Genomic DNA, 22,759 nt, shown 5'->3' with positions numbered 1-22,759 from the left:
AGTGCATGATGCGTAGGGCTGTTTTGCCGGACTATGGTCTGTTCCGTGGGCGGCGAGATTATGGCTGCACCGCTGCGGCGGCGTGAGGGGCTGGTGAACGGAACGGGATGAACTTCTGCCTGAGCGACCTCGTACCACCGTTGAGGTGGAGCGACGCGTCGACGATCACGCTACTCACCGGGCAGCCGGACCTGCCGGATGCGTGGTGGCGCAGTCTGCCCATGCCGCATGTCCTCGCCGCCATCGGCCCGGAGTCCCTGGGCGAGTTGCTGACGGAGATCGCCCTCGAGCAGTGGCCGGCGGCGGCCCTGGGTGACGTGCTGCCCGCGCTGCACGTGCTCGACCCGGATGACGCCGACGAGCCCGCCGTCGCGATCGCGCTCGACCGGGCCGGGTCGTGGCCCGGGCTGCTGGGGCTGACCAGCCGGGAGCTGGTCGACCAGCCCTTCATCCAGGCGCGCCCGGTGCTCAACACGCTGTTCGCGGCCGTGTTCGCCCGCCTTGCGTCCCCGCAGGCCGCCCGGACGGCCTCTGTGGCCTCATCGGCGGCCGGCCCGGCTCCCGCGGCGATCCCCGCGCCGCGGGGCGAGCAGCACGGCCTGCCGCAGCCCGCGCCAGTGCCCGCGAACGAGCCCGAGGCCGTCGCTGAGACGCCGCAGCCGGTGCCCGCGACCCAGGAGCCCGCGCAGGCCGCGCAGGCGCCGGGCGAGCATGAGGTCGCCGCGCCGGCCGAGAGCAACCTTGAGCCTGCCGCAGCAGGCGCGAACGGCCCCGAGAGCGCGCTCCCCCAGGAGGCGGCGGCTCAGCAGGGCACGGCTCAGCAGGGCGCGGCTCAAGACGCGCCGGAAGGCCCCGCGCCGGTGCTGGACGCCGATGCCGAGCCCGCTGTCGAGGCGGGCGATGGGCCCGAGCCCGTGCTGCACGCAGCCGAGGAGCCCACGCCGGAGCCGGCGGCCGAAGAAGCGGCCGCTTTTGCGGAAGAAGCGCCACCGAGCTCGCCCGAGACCGAGGGCGCCCCGGAGCAGGCCGCCGAAGCCGCAGGCGCTCCGGAGGAAGGCGCCACGCCGATGCTGGACGCCGACGCCGAGCCCGCCGTGGAGGCGGGCGATGGGCCCGAGCCCGTGCTGCACGCGACCGAGGAGCCCACGCCCGAGCCGGCGGCCGAAGAAGCGGCCGCAATGGCGACAGAAGCGCCCCGGCGCTCGCCCGAGGCCGAGGGCGCACCGGAGGAGACCCCCGAAGCCGTCGGCGCCCTGGAGGAGAGCCCCCAAGCCGAAGGCGCACCGCAGGAAGGCGCCGAAGTCGTCGGCGCACTCGAGGAGAGCCCGGAAGTCGTCGGCGCCCCAGAAGAGACCCCCGAAGCCGTCGGCGCCCTGGAGGAGAGCCCCCAAGCCGAAGGCGCTCCGCAGGAAAGCGCGGAAGCCGAGGAAGCCCTGGAGGAGAGCCCCCGAGCGGAGGGCGCTCCGGAGGAGAGCGCCGAAGCAGGGCAGGCGGACGACGAAGAGGAGTCGGCCGCGGCCGAAGCTCACGAGCAGGAGCTCCCCCAGCTCATCGAGTCCGCGTTCGCCGGGCTGGATGACAAGAGCTGGGCCGTGGCGCAGAACCGGGTGTTCACGGACGAGCCCTCGGCCGTGGACCAGCTGGCCAAGCTGTTCGCCGTCCCGCCGGCCGAGATCTCCGCCACGGAGGATGAGTTCCGCGACCGCCTGAACCGCTGGCTGGCCAGTGAGGAGGCGGCCCCGTACCGGGCGCATCTGGACGAGCTGCGCAGGACGCTCGGCCCCGCGGCGCCCAAGGAGCAGCTGATCGGCGCGGCCGACTGGCACAGGGTGGAGATCCGCGCGCTGGAGGTGCCCGCCTGGCAGTTCGTGCTGGCCACGCTGCCTGGCCAGGCCCAGCCCGTGGCCCAGCAGCCCCAGATCGACCTGCCGCCCCCGCCGCGGCCGCATCCGCCGATGGAGCTGCCGCCGCAGTCGGCGTTCGGCCACGTGCCGATGCCGCCGCCCCCCGGCCCGCCGCAGTTCCAGGCGTTCGCCCCGGCCGCGCCCCCGCCGGGCGAGTCCAACGGCGGGCAGGGCGAGCAGAAGCCGTACCAGCCGCTGAAGGACGTCTCCCAGACCAGGCGCTGCTTCAGGCAGCCGGACGGCCGCTGGTGGTTGCGCATCGACGTGACCGCCGAGCAGCTGGCGGGCGGCGAGTGTGCGCTGCCGACGGGCTTCGCTTCCTACCTGGGCTTGTCGCCGGGCGAGAGCAGGACGGTCAGGAGCGCCGCGGGCGAGCTGACCATGACCTGGCACGGCAGGCCGGTGCTGGAGTCCATCGAACGCCTCCTCGTGGACGTCGGCGCCCGCGAGGGCGGGCACCTGTTCCTGACGCTGTCGGACGAGGGCGTGCTGCGGGCCAGGCACCTGCCGGTCGCCGCGCAGGGCGCCGAGAAGATCACCAAGGCGCTGCGCCTGGTCGGGTACACGGCTCCGGGCGGTACCAAAGATCAGGCGGCTCGGGTGATCGCCACGAGGATCGGCATGACGGGTCCGGTCAGCCTGCCGGACCTGCTCGTCAGGCTCCGCGAACGCGGGGACCGCGATCTGCTTGCCCTCTTGGACTGAGCCTGTGCCGCGGCTCGCGATCGGCCCTGAGTTTCCCAGGGAGCTCAGCGCACTGGCCCAGCCAGTGCGCAGGGACGCCGTGGTCGCGCTGCGCCGGTTCCTGCTGAACGTGGCCGGCGCCCCGCACCCCGAGCGGGTGCGGGGCGCCAGGGATCCGCGGGTCGCCACGCTGCGGCTGGCCGAGGGGCATCGCGGGGTGGTGGTACGCCAGCGCGACGTCTATTGGCTGCGTACGGTCCTGCCCGACCCCGAGGCCTGGTCGTACGCGCAACGCCACAGGTACGGCGTGAACCCCGTGGTCGGCGTCGTCGAGGAGTGGGACGCCGAGGCCCTGGAGCGGGTGGAGCCCGCGTTACGCAGGTCCGCCGGCTCGTCGAGGCTGTTCGCCCCGATCTGCGACGGCGACCTGCTGGCGCTCGGCCTGGACGGGCACGCCCTGCCGCTGTTCCGGCTCATCACGACCGAGGCCGACGTGGCCGCGCTCGAACCCCTGTTGCCGCCCACCCAGCACCTGCCGCTCGCCGTGCTGGCCCGCGGCGGCTCGCTGGCGGAGGCCTGGCGCGAGCTGGACACCTGGCGCGCCTCGGACGCCGACCCCGGGCCGATCGACCCCGAGGACCTGCACGCGGCGCTGCGGCGCAGCCCGGACCGGGCGGCGTTCGCGGCCGACAAGGTGGCGCTCGACCGGGTCCTGGGGGCGCCGGAGTGGTGCACGTTCCCTCATCCGGCACAGCACCGGCTGTCCAGGGCGGCCCGCTACGAGCATCCGGTGCTGGTGGTCGGCGGCGCGGGCACCGGCAAGACCGTCATCGCCCTGCACCGCGCCGCCCACCTGGCCGCTAACGGCAGCGGTCCCGTCCTGCTCATCACGCTCTCGCAGGGCCTCGCCGAGGAGCTGTCGGCCAGGCTGGACGTGCTGATCGAGGACGAGATCATTCGCAAGCGGGTCGAAGTGGACAATGCCGAGCGCCTGGCCATGCGCATCGTGGCCGACGCGGAGGGCCGCCGCCCGCCGCTGGTCGGCCCGGGGGCGCGGTCGCTGGCCCAGCTGACGGACGAGGCGCTCAGGCTGTTGTCGCTCACGACCGGCGACCTGCTGGACGACGTGGAGCCGGAGCGCAAGCCGTACCGTCACATCGTGGTGGACGAGGCGCAGGACATCAGCCCGGCGCAGTGGCGGCTGCTGCGGGCGGCGGTGCCGCGCGCGCACGACGACCTGTTCATCGTGGGCGATCCGCACCAGCGGGTCACCGACACGCGGGTGGCTCTGGGCACCCTCGGCATCCCCGCCCAGCAGCACACGTTGAAGGTCTCCTATCGGCTGCCGCAGGAGCTGCTGTCCTTCGTGGTCCGGCTGCGCGGCGGCGGCCCGGCGCCCGGCCTGGTCAAGGGCGCGACCGAGATGTACGGCTACCGCGCCACGCACAACGGCGAACACCCGATGATCAGGGCGTACGACTCGCCCGAGTCGGAGCTGGCCGGGCTGCGGGCCACGATCGAGTCGTGGCTGGCCGACGGCGTGCCCACCGGCGAGATCGCCGTCGGCGCCCGCACCACCCGGCTCGTCCGGCAGGCCAGGAAGGCGCTGGCGGGCCTGGACGTGCGGGCCTCGACCTTCCAGCATCTGAAGGGGCTGGAGTTCGAGCGGGTGGCGCTGATCGGCGTGGCGGAGGGCGTGGTGCCCGAGCCGCCGCCGGAAGAACCTGGCGCAAGGGCTCGAGCCCTGCAGCGCGAGCGGAGCATACTGTTCGTCGCCTGCACACGTGCGCGGGCGATGCTCTATATCTCCCATTCCGGAAGAGGCAGCCCCTTTATACCCCTCTGATCACATAGTCTGAACTGCGGATACTTCCCATTGCCGGTTGGACCTCAATGAATCTCAGCCTGAGCGACCTCGCGCCACCCGTGCGCTGGACCTCCCCTGGTCAAATCGCGCCGATCGTGGAGGAGCCCCAGCTGCCCGAGGCCTGGTGGCAGGCGATCCCCCTCGACCGCGCGTGCGCCATCGTCGGCACCCAGACCGTGGCGAGCCACCTGGCCGACCTGGCCGTGGCCTGCTGGGCGCACCTGATGCTCGGCGACATCCTGCCGCTGGTGCGCTTCTCCGACCCCGCCGAGGCCGAGCGCACGCCGGAGTCGCTGGGCAAGGACGTCGTGCAGAAGCTGTTCACCGGCGTGTTCGAGCGGCTGCTCGAGCCCGTGCCCGACGCGGTGCCCGCGCCCTCCCGGCCGGACAGGCCGCTGCCCGAAGTGATCGACGCGCTGTTCGCGGCGCTGGACGAGCGGCAGCGGGCCATCGCCCGCGACCGGCTGTACGCGGCGCAGCGGGCCACGCTCGACGAGCTGGCGCAGCGCTTCTCGGTGACGCGGGAGCGGATCAGGCAGATCGAGCGCGACCTGCGCGACCACGTGGAGACCTGGCTCAGCGGCCCCGACGCGGTGGCGCTGGTGGCGCACGTGGCGTGGCTGCGTACCCGGCTCGGCTCCGCCGTCCCCGCCGACGACCTGCAGGCCGCCGTTCCGTGGCACGGGACCGAGCTGCGTACGCTCGGGATGCCCGCGTGGCGGTTCGTGCGCACGCTGCTCACCGGCTTTGAGCAGTCCGACGGCTGGCTCGTCGCGGGCGGGGCGGACGAGCTGCGCGAGAAGACGCGCCAGCTGTTCGCCGACGGGCCGCACCCGCTCGGCGAGGCCCTGTCCATGGTGTCCCAGCTCGGCGTGCGCGAGGACGTGGCCGAGCGGTGGATCCTGGCCGTGCCGCAGCTCCGCGTGCTCGGCCAGCACGTGGTGCCGTGGCCGCGCAGCATCAACGAGAAGGCGGAGGCGGTGCTGGCGGTGGCGGGCGCGCCGCTGTCGCCCGAGGAGATCCAAGAGCGCATCGGCGAGGACTACAGCCTGGTCGGCATCCGCAACCAGCTCACCGCCGACGAGCGGTTCATGCGGGTGGACAGGAACAAGTACGGGCTGACCCGGTGGGGCGGTGAGGAGTATCTGGGGATCAGGGAGATGATCGCCAGGGAGATCGAGCGGGCCGGCGGCGAGGCGTCGGTGAGCACGATCGTGACGAACCTGACCACCCGGTACGACGTCAGCGAGAGCTCGGTGCGGGCGTACTCGGGCGGTCCCGGGTTCGAGCGCACGCAGCGGGGCTGGATCCGCGTGGCGGGCACCTCGCCGAGCGGGGAGGCGGAGCCGTACCAGCCGCGCAAGGACGTGTCGGAGACCCGCCGCAGCTTCCGCTCCCGCGACGGGCGCTGGTGGCATCGGGTGGACATCAACGCCGAGCACCTGCGCGGGTCGGGGTCGCCGCTGCCCACGGGGTTCGCGGCCTACCTCGGCATGGCGCCCGGTGGGCAGCTGACCGCCTCGGCACCGTCCGGTGACGTGGTGATCAGCTGGCACAACCAGCCGACCATGGGCTCGATCAGGAACGTGCTGGCCGAGTACAAGGCGAGCGAGGGCGACCACGTCTTCCTCACCGTGTCGGACGGCGGCGAGCTGCTGACCCGCTACCTGCCCGCCGCGCCCGTCGGGATGCCGCCCATCAACCGCGCGCTCTACCTGTTCGGCTACACCGCTCCGGTCAGCTCGGAGATAGAGGGGCTGCGGCTGATCGGGGCCAGGATCGGGCTGCCCGACACGGCCACCCGCGAGGAGATCCTGGGCAGGCTGCGCGAGCGCGGCGACCGGGACATCCTTGGCTTCCTGGGCGAGTGAGCTGCCGTAGTCCGGGGTCGGTTAGGCTCGGGAGATGTTGCGGATCTACGACACGCGGACCAGGCAGGTCGAGGAGCTCGCCTTCGGGCGGGCGGCGCGGATCTACACCTGCGGGCCGACGGTCTACCGCTACGCGCACGTGGGCAACCTGCGCACCTACCTGCTGTCCGACCTGATCAGGCGGGTGCTCGAGCGGCGGCGGACGCGCGTGCTGGCCTGCCAGAACATCACCGACGTCGGCCACCTGACCGACTCCGGGGTCGACAAGGTCGTGCAGCAGGCGCAGGCCGAAGGGCGCTCCGTGCGGGAGCTGGCGCGCTTCTACGAGGACGCCTTCAGGTCCGACACCGCCGCGCTCAACCTCCGTCCGCCGGAGCACACGCCGCGCGCGAGCGAGACGATCGAGCTGATGATCGAGCTGATCGCCAAGCTGATCGAGAAGGAGCACGCGTATGTGGTGCCGGACGGATCGGTGTTCTTTGACGTACGGACATTTCCCACCTACGGCGAAATTTCTGGAAATCGCCTGGATGCACTGAAGCCGGCTCACCGCATGGACACCGTCGACCCGCGCAAGCGCTTCCACGCCGACTGGGCCCTGTGGAAACCCGCCGAAGGCGAGCTGACCTGGGAGGCTCCGTGGGGCCAGGGGTTCCCGGGGTGGCACGTCGAGTGCTCGGCCATGTCGCTGCGCTACCTCGGGGCGCCCTTCGACCTCCACACCGGCGGGATCGATCTGCGCTTCCCCCACCACGAGGACGAGCGGGCCCAGTCCAATGCGGCGGCGGGGCAGGAGGTCGTGCGGCACTGGGTGCACGGGGAGCACCTGCTGTTCGACGGGCGCAAGATGGCGAAGTCGACGGGCAACGTGGTGCTGCTGTCCGACGTGGTGGCGGCCGGGCTCGATCCGCTCGCCGTGCGGATGGCGTTCATGGAGCACCGCTACCGGCAGCAGATGAATCTGACGTGGGACACGCTGCGGGCGGCCGATCGCACGGTGCGGCGGTGGCGGACGCGCGTGGCCGAGTGGGCCGAGTCGCCCAGCGCGCCCATGGCGTCCACGTACGTGGAGCGGGTGGAGGCCGCCTTCGCCGACGACCTGGACACGCCCGAGGCCTTGCGGGTGCTGCGGGAGCTGGAGCGGGACGAGTCGGTGGCCGCGGGGGCCAAGTTCGAATCATTCCTGCACCTGGACCAGGTGCTCGCGCTGGATCTGTCCGCGGACATCGGCAAGGTGCGCGTGCTGCCCCCGGGGGCGGGGGAACTCCTGGAGGCGAGGGCCCGGGCGCGCGAGGCGATGGACTGGAAGGAGGCTGATCGCCTACGGGACGAGCTGTCCGCTCTGGGGGTCCGCGTCTCCGACACCCCCGACGGCCAAACCTGGACCTGACCCACCCTTACCGCCGCTCGCCGCACCACCGTGCGCCCGCCGGTGTGCCGAGCCGGAACGTCGCTCTCACCTGTTTCATGACCCCAACCGTCTACGGCGGGTGAGACGTCGGCAGCCTCCTGTGACCGCCACCTCAAAGTCGCCTGCGAAGGACCGTGAAGTCGGCCGGAGGAGTGATCGCGGGCTGCCAGACTTAGTGCCAGTTTCGGCAAGATGGAGGTGCCGGTGAGGCCCTATGCGTGGATGCCGCGGCCGTTGCGGTGGTTCGCTCGGGTGTTGACCGTTCTTCTCGCCCTGGCCCTCGTGCTGGCAGGGATCGTCGTCTACACCGTGCGGAAGTCGTTCCCGCAGGTGGATGGATCGTTGCGACTACCCGGGTTATCCGACGATGTAGAGATTTATCGCGACAAATGGGGAGTCCCCCACATCTATGCCGGCAGCGCCGCCGACCTCTTCATGGCCCAAGGGTTCGTCCACGCCCAGGACCGCTTCTACGAGATGGACTTCCGCCGCCACATGACCGCGGGCCGCCTCTCGGAGCTCTTCGGCGCCTCCACCCTCGGCACGGACAAGGCGCTCAGGACCATGGGCTGGCGCAGGGTCGCCGAACAGGAGCTGCCCGAGCTGGCCAAGCCGACCCAGGACTACCTCAACGCGTACGCCAAGGGTGTGAACGCCTGGCTCAGCGCCAACCCCAACGCCTCCGATCGCAGCCTCGAATACTCCGTGCTGAAGCTCCAGAACAGCGCCTACCAGCCGGAGCCGTGGACCGCGGTCGACTCCCTCTCCTGGCTGAAGGCCATGGCCTGGGACCTGCGCTCCAACATGGAGGACGAGATCGACCGGGCGCTGATCGCCGCCACGCTGCCCAGGGAGCGGGTCGAGCAGCTCTACCCCGGCTACCCGTACGACCGCCACTCCCCGATCGTCACCGAGGGCACCATCGATGAGGACCGCTTCAACCAGCGGGCCGAGCCGCGGCTGCGCGCCGGCGTCGGCGCGCTGACCCAGGCGGCCAAGACGATGAACGCCGTGCCGAGCACGATGGGCACCGAGGACCGCGAGGGTGTCGGGTCGAACTCGTGGGTGATCTCCGGCGCGCACACTGCGAGTGGCAAGCCGCTGCTGGCCAACGACCCGCACCTGTCCCCGCAGATGCCGTCCGTCTGGTACCAGGCGGGGCTGCACTGCAGGAAGGTCTCCGAGGAGTGCCCGTTCGACGTCACGGGGTTCACCTTCTCCGGCGTTCCCGGCGTGATCATCGGGCACACGGACAAGATCGCGTGGGGTTTCACGAACCTGGGTCCCGACGTGGCCGACCTGTTCCTGGAGAAGGTGGACGGCGACACGTACCTGCACAAGGGCGAGCAGCTGAAGCTGGAAACCAGGCAGGAGCAGATCAAGGTGGCGGGCGGCTCCCCTGTCACGATCACCGTGAAGAGCACCGTGCACGGCCCGCTGATCAACGAGGTGATCGGCGACGCCAAGCCCACCGACGAGGCCAACGCGGTCGCGCTGCAGTGGACGGCGCTGACCCCTGGCAAAAGCGCCGACGCGATCTTCGCGTTGGACAAGGCCGCCGACTGGCAGGAGTTCAAGGCCGCGGCGGCGCTGTTCGACGTGCCCGCACAGAACCTGGTGTACGCCGACACCACGGGCAAGATCGGCTACCAGGCGCCCGGGCGTATCCCTGTACGCCAGAAAGGCGACGGCACCTGGCCCGTCCCCGGGTGGACGGGCGAGTACGACTGGAGGGCGGCGCCCATCCCGTACGACCAACTGCCGTCAGTGGAGGACCCGGCGGACGGCTTCATCGTGACGGCGAACAACGCGGTCATCGACCCCAGGCGCTACCGGCCGCTGCTGACCGCGGACTGGGCGCACGGCTACCGCTCCGAACGCATCCGCGACCTCGTCAAGGACGCCATCGAGAAGGGCAAGGTCGACGCGGCGGCCATGTCCCGGATCCAGCAGGACACCCACAATGGCTTCGCGGACACGCTGGTGCCGGCGCTGATGGAGGTGAACCTGGGAGGCCCGAGCGTCCGGGCCAGGGAGCTGCTGAAGTCGTGGGACGGCACGCAGAGCGCCGATTCCGCACCCGCCGCGTTCTTCAACGCGGTCTGGCGGCAGCTGCTCGTGCTGACGTTCAACGACGAGCTGCCGGAGGGGGCCAGGCCGGCCGGAGGCGACCGCTGGTACGAGGTGATCAGGCGCCTGCTCCAACTCCCGGACGACCCCTTCTGGGATGACGTGACCACGAAGAACCATACGGAGAGGCGTGACGACATCCTGCGGCAGGCGATGGCGTCGGCCTTCCACGAGCTGTCGGAACGGCTCGGGGCGGACGCAGGCGCGTGGCGGTGGGGCGACCTGCACCAGCTGGAGCTGGTCAACGGCTCGCTGGGAACCTCGGGGATCGCGCCGGTCGAGTGGCTGTTCAACCGCGGCCCGTTCGCCGTGGCGGGGAGCAAGGACGCGCTGAACGCCACGGGTTGGAACGTTCAGAGGGACTACACGGTCAGCGCCGTGCCGTCGATGCGCATGATCGTCGACCTGTCCGACCTGGACGCCTCCCAATGGATCAACCTGACGGGCGCGTCCGGGCACGCTTTCCACGACAACTACTGGGACCAGGCGGAGGTGTGGGCCCGGGGCGACCTGCTGCCGATGCGCTCCACACCGGAGTCGGTCAAGAAGGCCGCCGCGCACACCCTCAGGCTGACGCCCTGAACGTACGACCGGGGTCGTAGTCACGATCCAAACCGTGGGCCGACGCGCGCGGCGGGGCCCGGCTGTCAGCATGGCGCACATGAATCGCCTCTGGAATCTCCTTGGACTCCTGCTCGTGCTCGCAGGCCTCGTCCACCTGGGCGTGTTCGTCGTGGACGGCGGGCCCTGGGAGGGCGCGGTTTCGTGGCGCAAGCCGTTCACGTTCGGCGTGTCGTTCGGCCTGAGCGTCCTGACCCTGACCTGGGTCTCCCAGTTCGTACGGCTCCGTGCCCGCCCGTTCTGGGTCGGCGCCTTCGCGATCGCCTCCACGGTGGAGGTCGCCCTGATCACCCTCCAGGCGTGGCGCGGCGTCCCGTCGCACTTCAACATGGAGACCGCCGCCGACGCGGCCATCGCGAGGACCCTGGCGGCGGGCGGCGGGGTGCTCGTCGCCGTCGCTGTCGCCATGACGGTCGCCGCCTTCCGCGCGGGCCCCGGCCTCGCGCCCAGCATGCGCCTGGCCGTGCGGGCGGGCTTCGCCACCTTACTGGCGGCCATGGTCTTCGGCGCTGTCATGATCGCTCGCGGGGTGGTCGAGGTGGTGACGGGCAACCAGCAACTCGCGTACACGGTGGCCGTCACGCTGAAACCGGCCCACGCCGTGTTCATGCACGGAGTCCTGCTCCTGCCCGCATTGGCCTGGCTGCTGGCCCGCACACCGCACCCAGAAGATGTGCGCCTGCGCCTGGTGGGCCTGGCGACCTGGACGTACGTCATGTTTGCCGCCGCCGTGTCCGCCCTCGCCCTGGCCGGTGTCACGCTCGTGAGCCCGTCGACGGCGTCGTTGCTCTGCGCCGGCGCGATCTCCGGCCTGGCCGTCGGCGTCCTCGCGCTCGGCCGGCTCAAGCAATGGCAGTCCGGGGACGCTGACCGTAGCCCCACAGCGTCCTGACGGTCCGGAAGGGCGGCTCCTCCAGCCGAGCTCCCAGATCAGGGCATCAACTTGACTGAAGGTTGTCAACCTGGGCTGCCGCCGCCCCTCCTCCACCACAGCTGCGCGCGGGGATAACCGCCGTCCTCCAGATCGGCCAGGCGTTCGAAGACGTTGTACGTCGCCTGGTGCCCGCACATCAGAACCGACACCAACATCGCCAGGAGGTAGAGCGGCAACATGGGCAGCCCGAGGCACCAGGCCCACTGGGTGGCGTGCCGCCCCTCGTGCAGGACGAGACGGTCACTGAGCGAGTCCCACCTGGTCAGGACGACGTTCCCTACGGTGAACGCCCCCGCGATGGGGAAGCGGTAGCGATAGCCGAAGGCGAGGATGAGGCCGTCAGGGCCGGGTCGGCGGGTGGCGCCACCGATGATCGAGATCAGCAAACCGAGCGGAGTGGCGAGGTTGATGTAGTTCGCCACGCGCCGGAACCGAAAGCGCCTGTCCATGCGTCTCAGTCTTGACCAATCTTGACATGTCGGAATAATGGCCAGGGTCCTGAAATCTCCTACAAGAGCAGGATTATGAGATTCTCTCTCCTGGGCGCGCTGCTCGGCACCGTCGCACTGGCAGGAGCCGGCGGAGTCGCGATCACCCAGACGTCAACGTCCGATCCCCTACGATTCTCTGACACGTCTGCCGATGGGCGAGTGGCTTTAGCCGCCGCGACTCCGACCGCTTCTCCCACGGAGACGCCGCCACCCCCCACTCCCACCGAGACTCCGCCCCCCACTCCCACTGAGACGCCGCCGCCCCCCACTCCCACCGAGGCTCCACCAACCGAGGACTACGTCGTCACGACGGCGGTGGTCAAGAGGAGAGGCACGTCCTACCTGGACGTCTCCATTGAGTACACCGGGGCCGCCATCTTCAGCGTCAAGCAGAAGGTGTGCAAGCGAAGGTCGTGCAAGACCGCGAGCGCGGACATCCCGGTAACCGAAGGAACAGCACAATCCATCAAGCGACTGGGCTGGGGCTCGTACAAGAAGCGTGGTGAGCCCGCCGTCGCCGTGACGCCTCTGCCGACCGTCACGGTCACGGAGCCAGGCCCCACGGTCACGGTCACCGAGCCGGGTCCGACGGTGACGGTCACCTGCCAGCCCGCACCGACGGACACCGCCACGCCGACCGACGTCCCCACGGACACGCCGACGGAGACGGTGACCCCGACAGAGACGCCCACGACCCCACCGACCGAGACGCCGACCCCGACCCCGACCGTGACTCCGACGGAGACGGCGACAACCACTCCGACGGCCACGCCTACCGAAACCCCGACAGGGACCCCGACGGACACGCTGCCGCCGACGGTGACTCCCACGGAGATCCCCGTCTGCCCGGCGCCGGAGCAGCCCTCGGAGCCCCCGACGGACACGGCGCCGCCGCCCACGGAGACGCCGACCGGCGTCCCGACGGAGACACCAACCGCGACACCGACGGAGACGGCCACCACTCCCGCTCAGTGACAGCGGAGTTACGACCGACCGTCTGACCGGGCCAGGCCACCGTGCCTGGCCCGGCTCATGCCCGGACACCGCCCGCTCCACGCACCCGCGCGGCGACAGCAGGCGGCAACACCCTCGCGGCGCCAGGGCCGATGCGGCGATGGCCGATGGCCGCCTCCGACAGCGCTAGAGGCGCTTGTAGCGCCCCTCGTGGTACATGAGCGGTGCCTCCTCGGACGGCATGCCCATCGCGGTCACCTCGCCCACCACGATCGAATGGTCTCCGCCCTCATGGACATCCGTCGTCGTGCACTCCAGCGTGGCGATCGCCTCGTCGAACAACGCCACCCCCGAATGCCCCCGATGGTGCGCCCACTTGGTGAGCTGCCCGTTCAACGGCCGCCCCCGATGCGCGAAGAACCGTGAGGCGTCCTCCATCGAGGCTGGCAGCACGGACACCCCCCACACCCTCGTCTCCAGCACCACGTCGTGGAAGCGGGCCACCTTCTCGGCGCAGAACAACACGAGCAGCGGTTCGAGCGAAACAGAGGTGAAGGAATTCACCGTCATCGCGTGATCGATGCCGCCGAGCCTGGTCGTGACGATCGCGACTCCGGTGGCGAAGCGGCCGACGACCCTGCGATATGCCTCAGGGTCCACAGGCCGCTCTATCGAATGCACGAAGTCACTGTATGCCGCTACATAGGATTCTTTGGAGAATACCCCCGCAGAAGCCACGATTCCCCGCCGGACGAGGGCGACAGCAAGTAGGCCACGACGAGAGCCACGAGCCCCCCGTACAGGTAGAGGTAGCCGGCAACGCCGTGCGCGATCACGAGGTCACCGGATCCCAGCTCCAGCGCGAACGGCATCGTCACCAGTAGCCACCCGCCTCCCGTCGTCACGACCCCGAGCCGCGCGCGCATCAGCTTGCCCGCCCCCAGGCACACCCCGAACAACGCCAGCATCCAGACGACGGCCGCGACCGGAATCGGGCCGATCTGCCACACCGGATGCGTGAACCCGCCCACGACCCCCATGACGACCCCCAGCACGAACAGCATGCCGTAGGCCGCCCCACCCAGCGCCGACTCGGCCTGGCTGCGATGCTCCATGTCGAATGAGGTTAGTGGATGCCCGCGAAGAGATCGTTCTCGCGGTTGTGCGGCTCACCGAGGCCGCCTGCCTCGACCGGCGGCCCGGGCACCGGCCGGCCGGGCACTCCGACCGCCAGGATGTAGTGCTCGACGCCCAGCACCTCCTGGCCGATCTTGTTGGACAGGGCGAACCACGGGTCCTGGACGCTGATCTGGGTGACGTGCGCGCGCATGGCCTCGATCTTGTTGCCGATCCACGGGCGCGCGTCGATCTCGGTGGTGATGTCCTCGTCCCGGTTGCCGAACGGCAGGTCATCGACGTTTTCGGTGATGAAGTCCACATCGGCCTCGCGCAGCGCTTCCGCCGTGCGTCCCGTGACGGACCTGGGCAGGGCCGTGTGGTAGAACTTCGCGATCTGCCATGGCTCGCCCTCGCCGAAGCCCGGCTTCGCGGCCAGCTCGAACGCTCTGCGCGAAACACGGTGGGCCTGGATGTGGTCGGGGTGACCGTAGAAGCCGTTGTCGTCGTACGTGACCAGCACCTGCGGGCGTATCTCGCGGATGACCTTGACCAGCTCGCCCGCGGCCTCGTCGAGGTCGGCGCGCCAGAACGCCCGGGGATGGTCATTGGACGCCACCCCCATCATCCCCGAGTCCCGCCAGCGTCCGGGACCACCGAGGAAGCGGTGGTCCTCGACGCCGAGCGCCTGGCAGGCGGCCTCGAGCTCGCCGATCCGATAGGGGCCGAGCGCGTCGTCCTGGTCTGCGGCCAGGTGAGCGAGATCGCCGGGAATGATCTCCCCTTCCTCGCCCAGTGTGCACGTCACGAGCGTGACGTGGGCGCCCTCGGCGACGTATTTGGCCATGGTCGCGCCGGTGCCGATCGACTCGTCGTCCGGGTGGGCGTGCACGAGCAGGAGCCGTCGATCAGTCATGGCCACGAGCGTACCGACCAGGGTCCTGTTCCTCGGACCCCGGCCCGGCCATGGGCCCGGCGGTGGCAGGATTGGGGCCATGAGCGAGAGCTTTCCGCGTCTGTCTGCCAGGACCCGCCGGTTCACCCTCGGGGTGCCCAGGGGCTTCACTATCTCGCCGGACGGCGGCCGCGTGGTGTTCCTGCGGACGCGATCGGGCACCGACCCGGTGACGTGCTTGTGGGAGCTCGACACGGAAACGCACGTCGAACGCCTGGTCGTCGACCCTCGTGCGATCCACGGCGACGACGAGGACCTGCCGCCCGAGGAGCGGGCCAGGCGCGAGCGCAGCCGCGAGGCGGCGGGCGGCGTGGTCGCGTACGCCACCGACACCGGCGTGACGACCGCCTGCTTCGCCCTGTCCGGCGGCCTCTACGTCGTCGACCTGGCCACCGGCCGGGCCCGCAAGCTGGACACTCCGGGCGCGGTCATCGACCCCCGGCTGTCCCCCGACGGGCGACGTGTCGCCTACGTGACGGGAGGCGCGCTCCACGTCCAGGACCTGGTGTCGGGCGAGGACCGCGCGCTGGCCACGCCGGAATCGGAGACGGTGACGTACGGGCTGGCCGAGTTCATCGCCGCTGAGGAGATGGACAGGATGCGCGGCTACTGGTGGGCGCCGTCGGGCGACGCGCTGCTGGTGGAGCGGGTGGACGAGGCTCCGGTGCGCACCTGGCACATCGCCGACCCGGCCAATCCCGACCGGCCCGCGACCGCTCAGCGCTACCCTGCCGCCGGCACGCCCAACGCGATCACCGAGCTCTACGTGCTGGGGCTCGACGGATCGCGGGTCACGGTGCCGTACGCGGAGGAATACCTGACGACGGCCGTCTGGGACACCCACGCGCTGTCGATCGTGACGCTGACCCGCGACCAGAAGACGATGCGGCTGTTCACGGTCGACCCGGCGACCGGCGCCTCCACCCTCGTCCGCCAGGACAACGACCCCGCCTGGGTCGACATCGTCACCGGCGTGCCCGCTCACCTGGACGACGGTTCGCTGGTCTGGGTGGCCGGCTCCGACGGCGGCCACCGCCTCTTCGTGGGCGAGCGCGCCGTCACGCCGCCGACGCTCCAGGTGCGGGCCGTGCTCGACGTCGACCACGACAGCGTGCTGTTCAGCGCGAGCGGCGACCCGACCGAAATCCAGCTGTGGACCTGGGACGGGCACTCGCTGCTGCCGGTCTCGACCCGTTCCGGGGTGTTCTCGGGGCGGATGGCGGGTGGCGTGGGCGTGCTCAGCGAGCAGAGCCTCGACACCGAGGGCGTGTCGACCACGGTGGTGCGCCGCGACGGCATGGCCGTGCCGATCCCGTCCTTCGCCGAGCGCCCCGGCCTCGACCTGCGGGTCTCGATCGGCCGCTCGGGCCGCAGGGAGCTGGCCACCGCCGTGGTGCTGCCCTCCTGGCACCAGCAGGGCTCGGGCAAGCTGCCGGTGCTCATGGACCCGTACGGCGGCCCGCACGCGCAGCGGGTGCTCAACCGGAGGGGCGCGTTCCTGGAGAGCCAGTGGTTCGCCGAGCAGGGCTTCGCCGTCGTCGTAGCCGACGGCCGCGGCACCCCCGGCAGGGGCACCGATTTCGAGCGGGCAGTGCGGGGCGACCTGGCGACCCCGGCGCTCGAGGACCAGATCGACGCCCTGCAGGGCGTGGCCGAGCAATACGGCGACGACCTCGACCTGACGAAGGTGGCCATTCGCGGCTGGTCGTTCGGCGGCTTCTTGGCCGCGCTCGCGGTGCTGCGACGCCCCGATGTGTTCCACGCGGCCGTGGCTGGGGCGCCGGTGACGGACTGGCGGCTGTACGACACCTGCTACACCGAGCGATACCTGGGCCATCCGGACGAGCAGCCCGAGGTGTACGAGAAGTCCTCGTTGTTCGCGGACGCCGACAAGCTCGATCGGCCGCTGCTGTTGATCCACGGCTTGGCGGACGACAACGTCGTGGCCGCGCACACGCTCCGCCTGTCGTCGGCCCTGCTCGCGGCCGGTCGCCAGCACAGCGTGCTCCCGCTGTCCGGCGTCACGCACATGACGCCCCAGGAGGTCGTGGCGGAAAACCTGCTGCTGCTCCAGGTCGACTTCCTGAAGAAGTCACTGGGCGTGACCTCCTGACCGGCCGCCGCCACGATCGCCGGGCGCCGTCTGGGTCTGACAACCCGTGGTAGGACTTGGCGCCCGGCAAAACCAAACCCTGGTCTGACGCGCCCGCGGCCGCCGGTCCGCGATCGTTAACGCCATGCTGAAACCCATCCTCATCACCCTTTCCGTGCTCACTGTGAGCGTCCCGGCCGCGACGGCGGCGCAGGCCGGACCTCGCTCGGTGAGACCGGCCGAGACGGTGACCACCATCCAGGACTGGAGTCCCTGCCCCAACGACAAGATCGGCATGGAGTGTGCCGACCTGCGAGTCCCGGCCGACTGGAAGAAGCCCGACGGCCGCACGATCACCCTCAAACTGGGGCGGCTCAGATCCTCGGGCACCTCGGAAGGATCTGTCCTGGTGGCCTACGGCGGCCCCGGCGGCCCGGGCATCGCCATCACCCAGTCAGCCGCCTCGACTTGGTGGACCGATCTCCGCAAGCGCATGGACATCGTCACCTGGGACACCCGCGGCTACGGCGAGCAGTTCCAGGGTCTCAGCACCGGCCTGCCCTGTGTCTGGACCCGCATTCCCCTCCCCGACCTCCCCCGGGACGACGCCGACTTCGGCCGCCTGTCCGACACCAACCGCGGCTACGCCGAGGCATGCCGGCTCAAGGACCCCGAGCTGTTCGCCAACATGAGCTCAGCGGACCAGGCCAGAGACATGGAGGCGATCAGAAAGGCCCTGGGCGACCAGCCGCTCAACTACTACGGCGCTTCTTACGCCGGCTTCTACGGCCAGGCATACGCCCGCCTCTTCCCCAGCCGGATCCGCACGATGGTCCTCGACGGCACCTGGAGCCACAGCGCCGCCGACTGGACCGGCGAGCTGGAGGAAATGGCGAAGTCCAACGAGCAGGCCATGCGACGCTTCTTCACCTGGTGCGCCGCGAACGGCTGTGATGACGTCCCCGGCCTCTGGCGTGAGCTGATCGCCCGAGCCGACCGCACGCCCATTCCCACCACGACCGCCAACGTGGCCTACAAGGCCCGCGACCTGCAGTCCTTCGCCCTGTCCCACGCCCGCCAGGGCTCCACGGCCTGGCCCGGACTGGCCGAGGCCATCCGCAAGGCCGCCAAGGGCGATGCCTCAGGCTTCGTCCCGTCTCGCGGCTCCCGCTACCCCGACCAGGCCACCGGTGTGACGGAATGTGCAGACTGGCCCCGTTTCGCCAACCTCAAGGAAGCCGCCGCCACGACTCGCCGTCTGCTGCGCCTCGCTCCCAGCACCGGCACCGCCAACACCATGGCCTCGGCGACGCTGGGCTGCATCGGCTGGCCACAGCCGGTGAGCAACCCGCCCGCCCCGCTCCCCAAGGGCCTGCCGCCCATGCTGGGCGCGGGCGCGTGGGGCGAGTCGGACGCAGTGGCCCGCGTCCTGTCCCAGGTCCCGGGCAGCGTCACCATCTACCATGACGGGCCGGGCCACACGCTCTACGGCAACAACGCGTGCGCCCGCACCCACGTCAACCGCTACTTCACCGACCGCACCCTGCCCTCCCACCCGGCAGAGTGCTGACCATCGACCCATCGTCATCGTCCAGGACCAGGCAGTGCCCGCACCTCACGGGCCCGCTATCGTCAGGACCAGGCAGTGCCCGCACCTCACGGGCCCGCTGTCATCAGGACCGGGCAGTGCCCGCACCTCCGGGCCAGCTGTCCTCAGGACCGGGCGACCGTCGATGTCCCGTGCCAGCTGGACCACAGCGCGGCATAGGACCCGCCCTCGGCGACCAGCTCATCATGCGAACCCAGCTCGCTGATCCGCCCGTCCTCCACAACCGCCACCCGATCGGCATCATGCGCCGTGTAGAGGCGGTGCGCGATCGCGATCACCGTACGCCCGTCCAGCACGGCGGCCAGGGAACGCTCCAGGTGCCGGGCCGCCCGGGGGTCGATGAGGGAGGTGGCCTCGTCCAGGACCAGGGTGTGCGGGTCGGCGAGCACCAGCCTGGCCAGTGCCAGCTGCTGGGCGTGGGCAGGCGAGATGGCCAGCCCACCGGACCCGACCTGCGTCTCCAGCCCGGAAGGCAGCCCTTGCACCCAGTCGAGCGCGTCCACCGCCTCCAGTGCCTTGCGCACCGCCGCGTCGTCGGCGTGAGGCCGGGCGATCAGGAGGTTGTCGCGCACGGTGCCCTTGAACACGTGGTGCTCCTGGGTGACCAGCGCGACGTGCCCCCGCAGGTCGTTCAGCGGCAGGTCCACGAGCGGCACGCCGCCCACGCTCACCGAGCCGGTGCGCGGCCCGTGGATGCCCGCCAGCAACCGTCCCAGCGTGGACTTGCCCGCCCCGGAAGGCCCGACCATGGCCAGCCGTTCGCCGGGCTGCACGGTCAGCGACACGCCGTGCAGCACGTCGCGGCCCTCGCGGTAGGCGTACCTGACGTCGGAGGCCTCCAGCAGCTCCCCCGAGGGCTGTGTGGAGGAGGGCACGCGGTCCTCGGGCACGTTGGCCACGCCGAGGAGGCGCGCCATGGCCGCGCCGCCCACCTGCAGCTCGTCGATCCACATCAGGAACCTGTCGAGCGGGTCGATCAACTGCTGGGCATAGAGCGCGGCGGCGGTCACCTGGGCGAGCGTCACCCAGCCGTTGGTGTAGAACAGGCCGCCGACCAGCAGCGCGCTCACCACCGGGATGATGTAGCCCAGCTCGACGGCGGGATACCACCTGACGCGCAGCCCGAGCGTATACCGCTCGGCCGCGTACGAGCTCCGGATGTCGCCGTCGGTACGCGCCCGGCGGCGCTCCTGGAGGCCCAGCGCCTCCACGGCCCTGGCACCCTCGACGGTCTCGGCCAGTCCTTCGGTCATGTCGGCGTATGCGGCGTTCTCGCGCAGGTAGCCGTCACGCGCCCGCTTCAGATACCAGCGGGTGGCCACCCAGAGGACCGGCCCCGCGATCAGCATCGGAAGCATGAGCAGCGGACTGACCAGCACCAGCGCGCCCATGGTGATCAGGAAGGTGACCATCGCGATCAGCGTCTCCGGCACGGCGTGCCGGACCGTGCGCGACAGGGAGTCCACGTCACGGGAGGTTCTGGTGATCAGGTCGCCGGAACCGGCCCGCTCGACCGTGGACAGCGGCAGGGCGAGCACCTGGTCCACGAATTCCTCACGCAGCTCGGCCAGGACCTTCTCGCCGAGTTGGGCGGAGGCCAGCACGGCGTACCGCATGAGCACGCCCTCCAGCAGCAGGAACCCGCCGATGGCGGCGGCCACCAGGGTGACGTGGACCTCGGCGCCGCGCTCGACGTCCTCGACCAGCTCACCCAGCTGCCACGGCACGACCAGCCCGGCCACTGCGGCCAGCCCGTGCAGCAGAAGGGCAATGGTGAGCTGGCGCGGATATTTGAGCGTCAGCCGCCGGGCGTATGCGCGCACCTGCTTCCGGTCGGCGATCGGCAGAATGTCACGGGCCACGGGTCAGTCCTCTCCACGAGTGACGGTCGCCGCGTATTCAGGCGAGCTGTCCAGCAGCTGCCGGTGCGTGCCCTCGGCGAGCACCCGGCCGTTCTCGATGTAGATCACGTGGTCCGTTCGGTCGAGCACCAGCGGGCTGGTGGTGCAGATCAGCGTGGTCTTGCCGGCGCGGCTCGCGGCCAGGCGCTCGGCGATGCGGGCCTCGCTGTGGGCGTCGACGGCGCTGGTGGGCTCGACCAGGATGAGCACTTCGGGATCGGCCAGCAGCGCCCTGACCAGCCGCAGCCGCTGCTGCTGTCCACCGGAGAACTCCCGGCCCGCCTCCGCCACCCACGTGTCGAGCCCGTCGGGCAGGGCTTCGATGATGTCGTCCGCACAGGCCGTGTAGAGCGCCTCGCGCATCCGCTCACCGCCGGCGCCCTCGCCGTCCCGCACCTTCCACCCTCCGTCGGCCAACCCGCCATCGACCAACCCGCCGTCGACCAACCCGCCGTCGACCAACCCGCCGTCGACCAACCGGCCATCGACCAGCCGCCCATCGACCAGCCGCCCATCGACCAGCCGCCCGTCGGCCGACCCTCCACCGATCAGCCGTCCGTCGGCCAGCCCTCCGTCGGCCAGCCCTCCGTCGGTCGGCTCTCCGTCGGCCCCATCGATGAGGCTGATGGCGCCGTCCAACCCGCCGTCGTCTGGCCCGCCGCCGTCTGGCCCGCCGCCGTCTGGCCAGGCGCCGCGCCGCGCAGGGGTGTCGGCCCGGACGAACGCTCGCATCCGGCCGGGAGCCGCATCGCGGGCGTCCGGCCTTGGACCAGCGTCGGTGCCGAGGGCCGGGTCGACGCGGCGGGCCGGATCGACATCCAGGGCCGGATCGACACCCAGGGCCGGCTCGGTGCGGAGGGCCGGGTCGGCGCCCAGGGCCGGGTCGGCGCCCAGGGCCGGGTCGGCGCCCAGGGCCGGGTCGGTGCCCAGGGCCGGGTCGGTGCGGATGGTCAGTTCGTCCCGCAGGCGGCCGGTGAAGAGGCGGGCGGCGTTGTCGGCGACGAGGATGCGGCGGCGGACTTCATCCAGCGGCAACGTGCCGAGGTCGGCCGCCCCGAACATGACGTCCCCGACGGTGTAGCGGCCGAGCCGGTCGGCGATGGCGATGGCATCCTCGGGCGCGTTCGCGGCCACCGCCGTGAGCATGCCCGGCTGCACCGTGACCCCGCTGTACGAGTCCCGCAGCACCCCACCCGGGCTGCTCCCCTGACCGCCCTTGACCTCGGGCTCCAGGGACAGGATGCGGATCACCCGTCCGGCCGCCACATGCCCCTTGGTGAGCTTGTCCGCCATCTCGGTGAGCGTGCGCATGGGGCCGATGAGGAACACCGCGTACAGGTAGAACGCGACAAGTTGCCCGGTGGGGATCTCCCCGGCCACGGCGAAGGAGGCGCCGACGCCGGTGACGACCGCGATGAGCAGGCCGGGCAGCAGGATCTGGGCGCCTTCCAGCACCGATTCGACCCGGGCCACCCGCACGCCTGCCTGCCGCGCCCGCTGCGACTCCTCCCGGTAACGCTCGGCGAACACCTGCTCGCCGCCGATGCCGCGCAGCACCCGCAGCCCGGCCACGATGTCGGCGGCTCTGGTGGACAGCTCGCCGGTCAGCTCGCGTTGCCTGGCCTGCCGCCGGTGCAGGGGCCTGAGCAGCGGCCCGACCGCGACGGCCATGAGCGGCACGCCGAACAGCACGAGCAGCCCGAGCGGCAGCGAGGTCGAGATGAGGATCACGGTGACGGTGATGATCGCCACGACGGAGCCGGCGCCGCGCAGCAGAATGTCCATGGAGCTGCCGATGTGGGCGATGTCGGAGTTGCCGACGCTGATGACCTCGCCGGTCGAGAGCCGTTTAGGGAGCGTGGCGCCGAGCCTGGCGGCCTGCCTGGCCGTGAGCTGCACGGTGCGGTAGGCGGCGGCCAGCCAGTTGTAGACGGCCAGCCGGTGCCGCATGACTCCGCCGAACGCCTGCAGCAACCCCAGCCCGAACAGAATCGACGACCAGATCAGCAGCGCCCGCGTGTCCTTGGCGGTCACGGCCTCGATGCCCTGCCCGAGCACGGCCGGCATCAAGGCCTGCACCAGCCACCACAGGGTCGCGTAGCCGATGCCCGCGAGCAGGGATGGCGCCTGCCGCCGCGCGGTCCACCACAGAAAGCGGAGCGGGCTGCGGATGTCGGGCACGCCGGGATCGGCCTCAGGAAGGGAGCGCATAGCTCGAC

General features: G+C 71.1%; 15 protein-coding genes. 9 read left to right on the top strand and 6 right to left on the bottom strand.

Annotated elements, in window-relative coordinates; all coding sequences use genetic code 11:
* The first annotated feature begins 107 nt into the window (after positions 1 to 107).
* From OHA25_RS18895 to OHA25_RS18870, 6 genes are all read left to right on the top strand, one after another.
* A complete protein-coding gene (locus tag OHA25_RS18895) occupies positions 108 to 2,609 on the top strand; it encodes a hypothetical protein (RefSeq protein ID WP_327588869.1) in 2,502 nt (833 codons plus the stop codon).
* Between the two features lie 4 nt (positions 2,610 to 2,613).
* Entirely contained in the window at positions 2,614 to 4,434 is a 1,821-nt protein-coding gene (locus tag OHA25_RS18890; RefSeq protein ID WP_327588868.1) for a UvrD-helicase domain-containing protein, read from the top strand.
* A 47-nt stretch (positions 4,435 to 4,481) separates the two neighbouring features.
* On the top strand, positions 4,482 to 6,326 hold the full coding sequence (locus tag OHA25_RS18885) for a sigma factor-like helix-turn-helix DNA-binding protein (RefSeq protein WP_327588867.1): 1,845 nt from the start codon (positions 4,482 to 4,484) through the stop codon (positions 6,324 to 6,326).
* A 34-nt stretch (positions 6,327 to 6,360) separates the two neighbouring features.
* Positions 6,361 to 7,716 (top strand): cysteine--tRNA ligase, encoded by a 1,356-nt coding sequence (gene cysS, locus OHA25_RS18880; protein ID WP_327588866.1) that lies wholly within the window; start codon positions 6,361 to 6,363, stop codon positions 7,714 to 7,716.
* 243 nt (positions 7,717 to 7,959) lie between these two features.
* A complete protein-coding gene (locus tag OHA25_RS18875) occupies positions 7,960 to 10,449 on the top strand; it encodes a penicillin acylase family protein (RefSeq protein WP_327591006.1) in 2,490 nt (829 codons plus the stop codon).
* 79 nt (positions 10,450 to 10,528) lie between these two features.
* The gene (locus OHA25_RS18870; RefSeq protein ID WP_327588865.1) at positions 10,529 to 11,380 is read left to right on the top strand and encodes a hypothetical protein; all 852 of its coding nucleotides are present in this window, start codon (positions 10,529 to 10,531) and stop codon (positions 11,378 to 11,380) included.
* 65 nt (positions 11,381 to 11,445) lie between these two features.
* On the opposite strand, the gene OHA25_RS18865 is transcribed toward OHA25_RS18870, so the two are convergent.
* Positions 11,446 to 11,871: a hypothetical protein gene (locus tag OHA25_RS18865; protein WP_327588864.1), complete on the bottom strand. Its 426-nt coding sequence runs from the start codon at positions 11,869 to 11,871 to the stop codon at positions 11,446 to 11,448.
* A 357-nt stretch (positions 11,872 to 12,228) separates the two neighbouring features.
* On the opposite strand from OHA25_RS18865, the gene OHA25_RS18860 reads away from it, so the two are divergent.
* Positions 12,229 to 12,888, top strand: a complete 660-nt coding sequence (locus OHA25_RS18860; protein ID WP_327588863.1) for a hypothetical protein — start codon at positions 12,229 to 12,231, stop codon at positions 12,886 to 12,888.
* A 165-nt stretch (positions 12,889 to 13,053) separates the two neighbouring features.
* On the opposite strand, the gene OHA25_RS18855 is transcribed toward OHA25_RS18860, so the two are convergent.
* From OHA25_RS18855 to mshB, 3 genes are read right to left on the bottom strand one after another with little or no spacing between them, the layout of a single operon-like run.
* The gene (locus OHA25_RS18855) at positions 13,054 to 13,548 is read right to left on the bottom strand and encodes a flavin reductase family protein (protein WP_327588862.1); all 495 of its coding nucleotides are present in this window, start codon (positions 13,546 to 13,548) and stop codon (positions 13,054 to 13,056) included.
* 17 nt (positions 13,549 to 13,565) lie between these two features.
* The gene (locus tag OHA25_RS18850; protein ID WP_305923979.1) at positions 13,566 to 13,982 is read right to left on the bottom strand and encodes a DUF6113 family protein; all 417 of its coding nucleotides are present in this window, start codon (positions 13,980 to 13,982) and stop codon (positions 13,566 to 13,568) included.
* An 11-nt stretch (positions 13,983 to 13,993) separates the two neighbouring features.
* Entirely contained in the window at positions 13,994 to 14,899 is a 906-nt protein-coding gene (mshB, locus tag OHA25_RS18845) for an N-acetyl-1-D-myo-inositol-2-amino-2-deoxy-alpha-D-glucopyranoside deacetylase (protein WP_327588861.1), read from the bottom strand.
* Positions 14,900 to 14,978: 79 nt separating this feature from the next.
* Here mshB and OHA25_RS18840 point away from each other — a divergent pair, with 79 nt between their 5' ends.
* On the top strand, positions 14,979 to 17,051 hold the full coding sequence (locus tag OHA25_RS18840; protein ID WP_327588860.1) for a S9 family peptidase: 2,073 nt from the start codon (positions 14,979 to 14,981) through the stop codon (positions 17,049 to 17,051).
* Positions 17,052 to 17,175: 124 nt separating this feature from the next.
* Positions 17,176 to 18,600, top strand: coding sequence for an alpha/beta fold hydrolase (locus tag OHA25_RS18835; RefSeq protein ID WP_327588859.1), 1,425 nt, complete (start codon positions 17,176 to 17,178; stop codon positions 18,598 to 18,600).
* A 143-nt stretch (positions 18,601 to 18,743) separates the two neighbouring features.
* On the opposite strand, the gene OHA25_RS18830 is transcribed toward OHA25_RS18835, so the two are convergent.
* Both OHA25_RS18830 and OHA25_RS18825 read right to left on the bottom strand, forming a co-directional pair.
* Complete coding sequence (locus OHA25_RS18830; protein ID WP_327588858.1) at positions 18,744 to 20,501, bottom strand: ABC transporter ATP-binding protein; 1,758 nt, start codon at positions 20,499 to 20,501, stop codon at positions 18,744 to 18,746.
* 3 nt (positions 20,502 to 20,504) lie between these two features.
* On the bottom strand, positions 20,505 to 22,751 hold the full coding sequence (locus OHA25_RS18825; protein WP_327588857.1) for an ABC transporter ATP-binding protein: 2,247 nt from the start codon (positions 22,749 to 22,751) through the stop codon (positions 20,505 to 20,507).
* Positions 22,752 to 22,759 lie beyond the last annotated feature (8 nt).

This window comes from Nonomuraea sp. NBC_00507, from assembly GCF_036013525.1.
In the GTDB taxonomy this organism is placed as follows: domain Bacteria; phylum Actinomycetota; class Actinomycetes; order Streptosporangiales; family Streptosporangiaceae; genus Nonomuraea.
This window is presented reverse-complemented; position numbering and strand designations above follow the sequence as displayed.

Coding starts and splice junctions, on each gene's coding strand:
- OHA25_RS18835 (WP_327588859.1), top strand. CDS start 17,176: ATGCTGAAACCCATCCTCATCACCCTTTCCGTGCTCACTGTGAGCGTC.
- cysS (WP_327588866.1), top strand. CDS start 6,361: ATGTTGCGGATCTACGACACGCGGACCAGGCAGGTCGAGGAGCTCGCC.
- OHA25_RS18895 (WP_327588869.1), top strand. CDS start 108: ATGAACTTCTGCCTGAGCGACCTCGTACCACCGTTGAGGTGGAGCGAC.
- mshB (WP_327588861.1), bottom strand. CDS start 14,899: ATGACTGATCGACGGCTCCTGCTCGTGCACGCCCACCCGGACGACGAG.
- OHA25_RS18840 (WP_327588860.1), top strand. CDS start 14,979: ATGAGCGAGAGCTTTCCGCGTCTGTCTGCCAGGACCCGCCGGTTCACC.
- OHA25_RS18825 (WP_327588857.1), bottom strand. CDS start 22,751: ATGCGCTCCCTTCCTGAGGCCGATCCCGGCGTGCCCGACATCCGCAGC.
- OHA25_RS18870 (WP_327588865.1), top strand. CDS start 10,529: ATGAATCGCCTCTGGAATCTCCTTGGACTCCTGCTCGTGCTCGCAGGC.
- OHA25_RS18850 (WP_305923979.1), bottom strand. CDS start 13,982: ATGGAGCATCGCAGCCAGGCCGAGTCGGCGCTGGGTGGGGCGGCCTAC.
- OHA25_RS18875 (WP_327591006.1), top strand. CDS start 7,960: ATGCCGCGGCCGTTGCGGTGGTTCGCTCGGGTGTTGACCGTTCTTCTC.
- OHA25_RS18865 (WP_327588864.1), bottom strand. CDS start 11,871: ATGGACAGGCGCTTTCGGTTCCGGCGCGTGGCGAACTACATCAACCTC.
- OHA25_RS18885 (WP_327588867.1), top strand. CDS start 4,482: ATGAATCTCAGCCTGAGCGACCTCGCGCCACCCGTGCGCTGGACCTCC.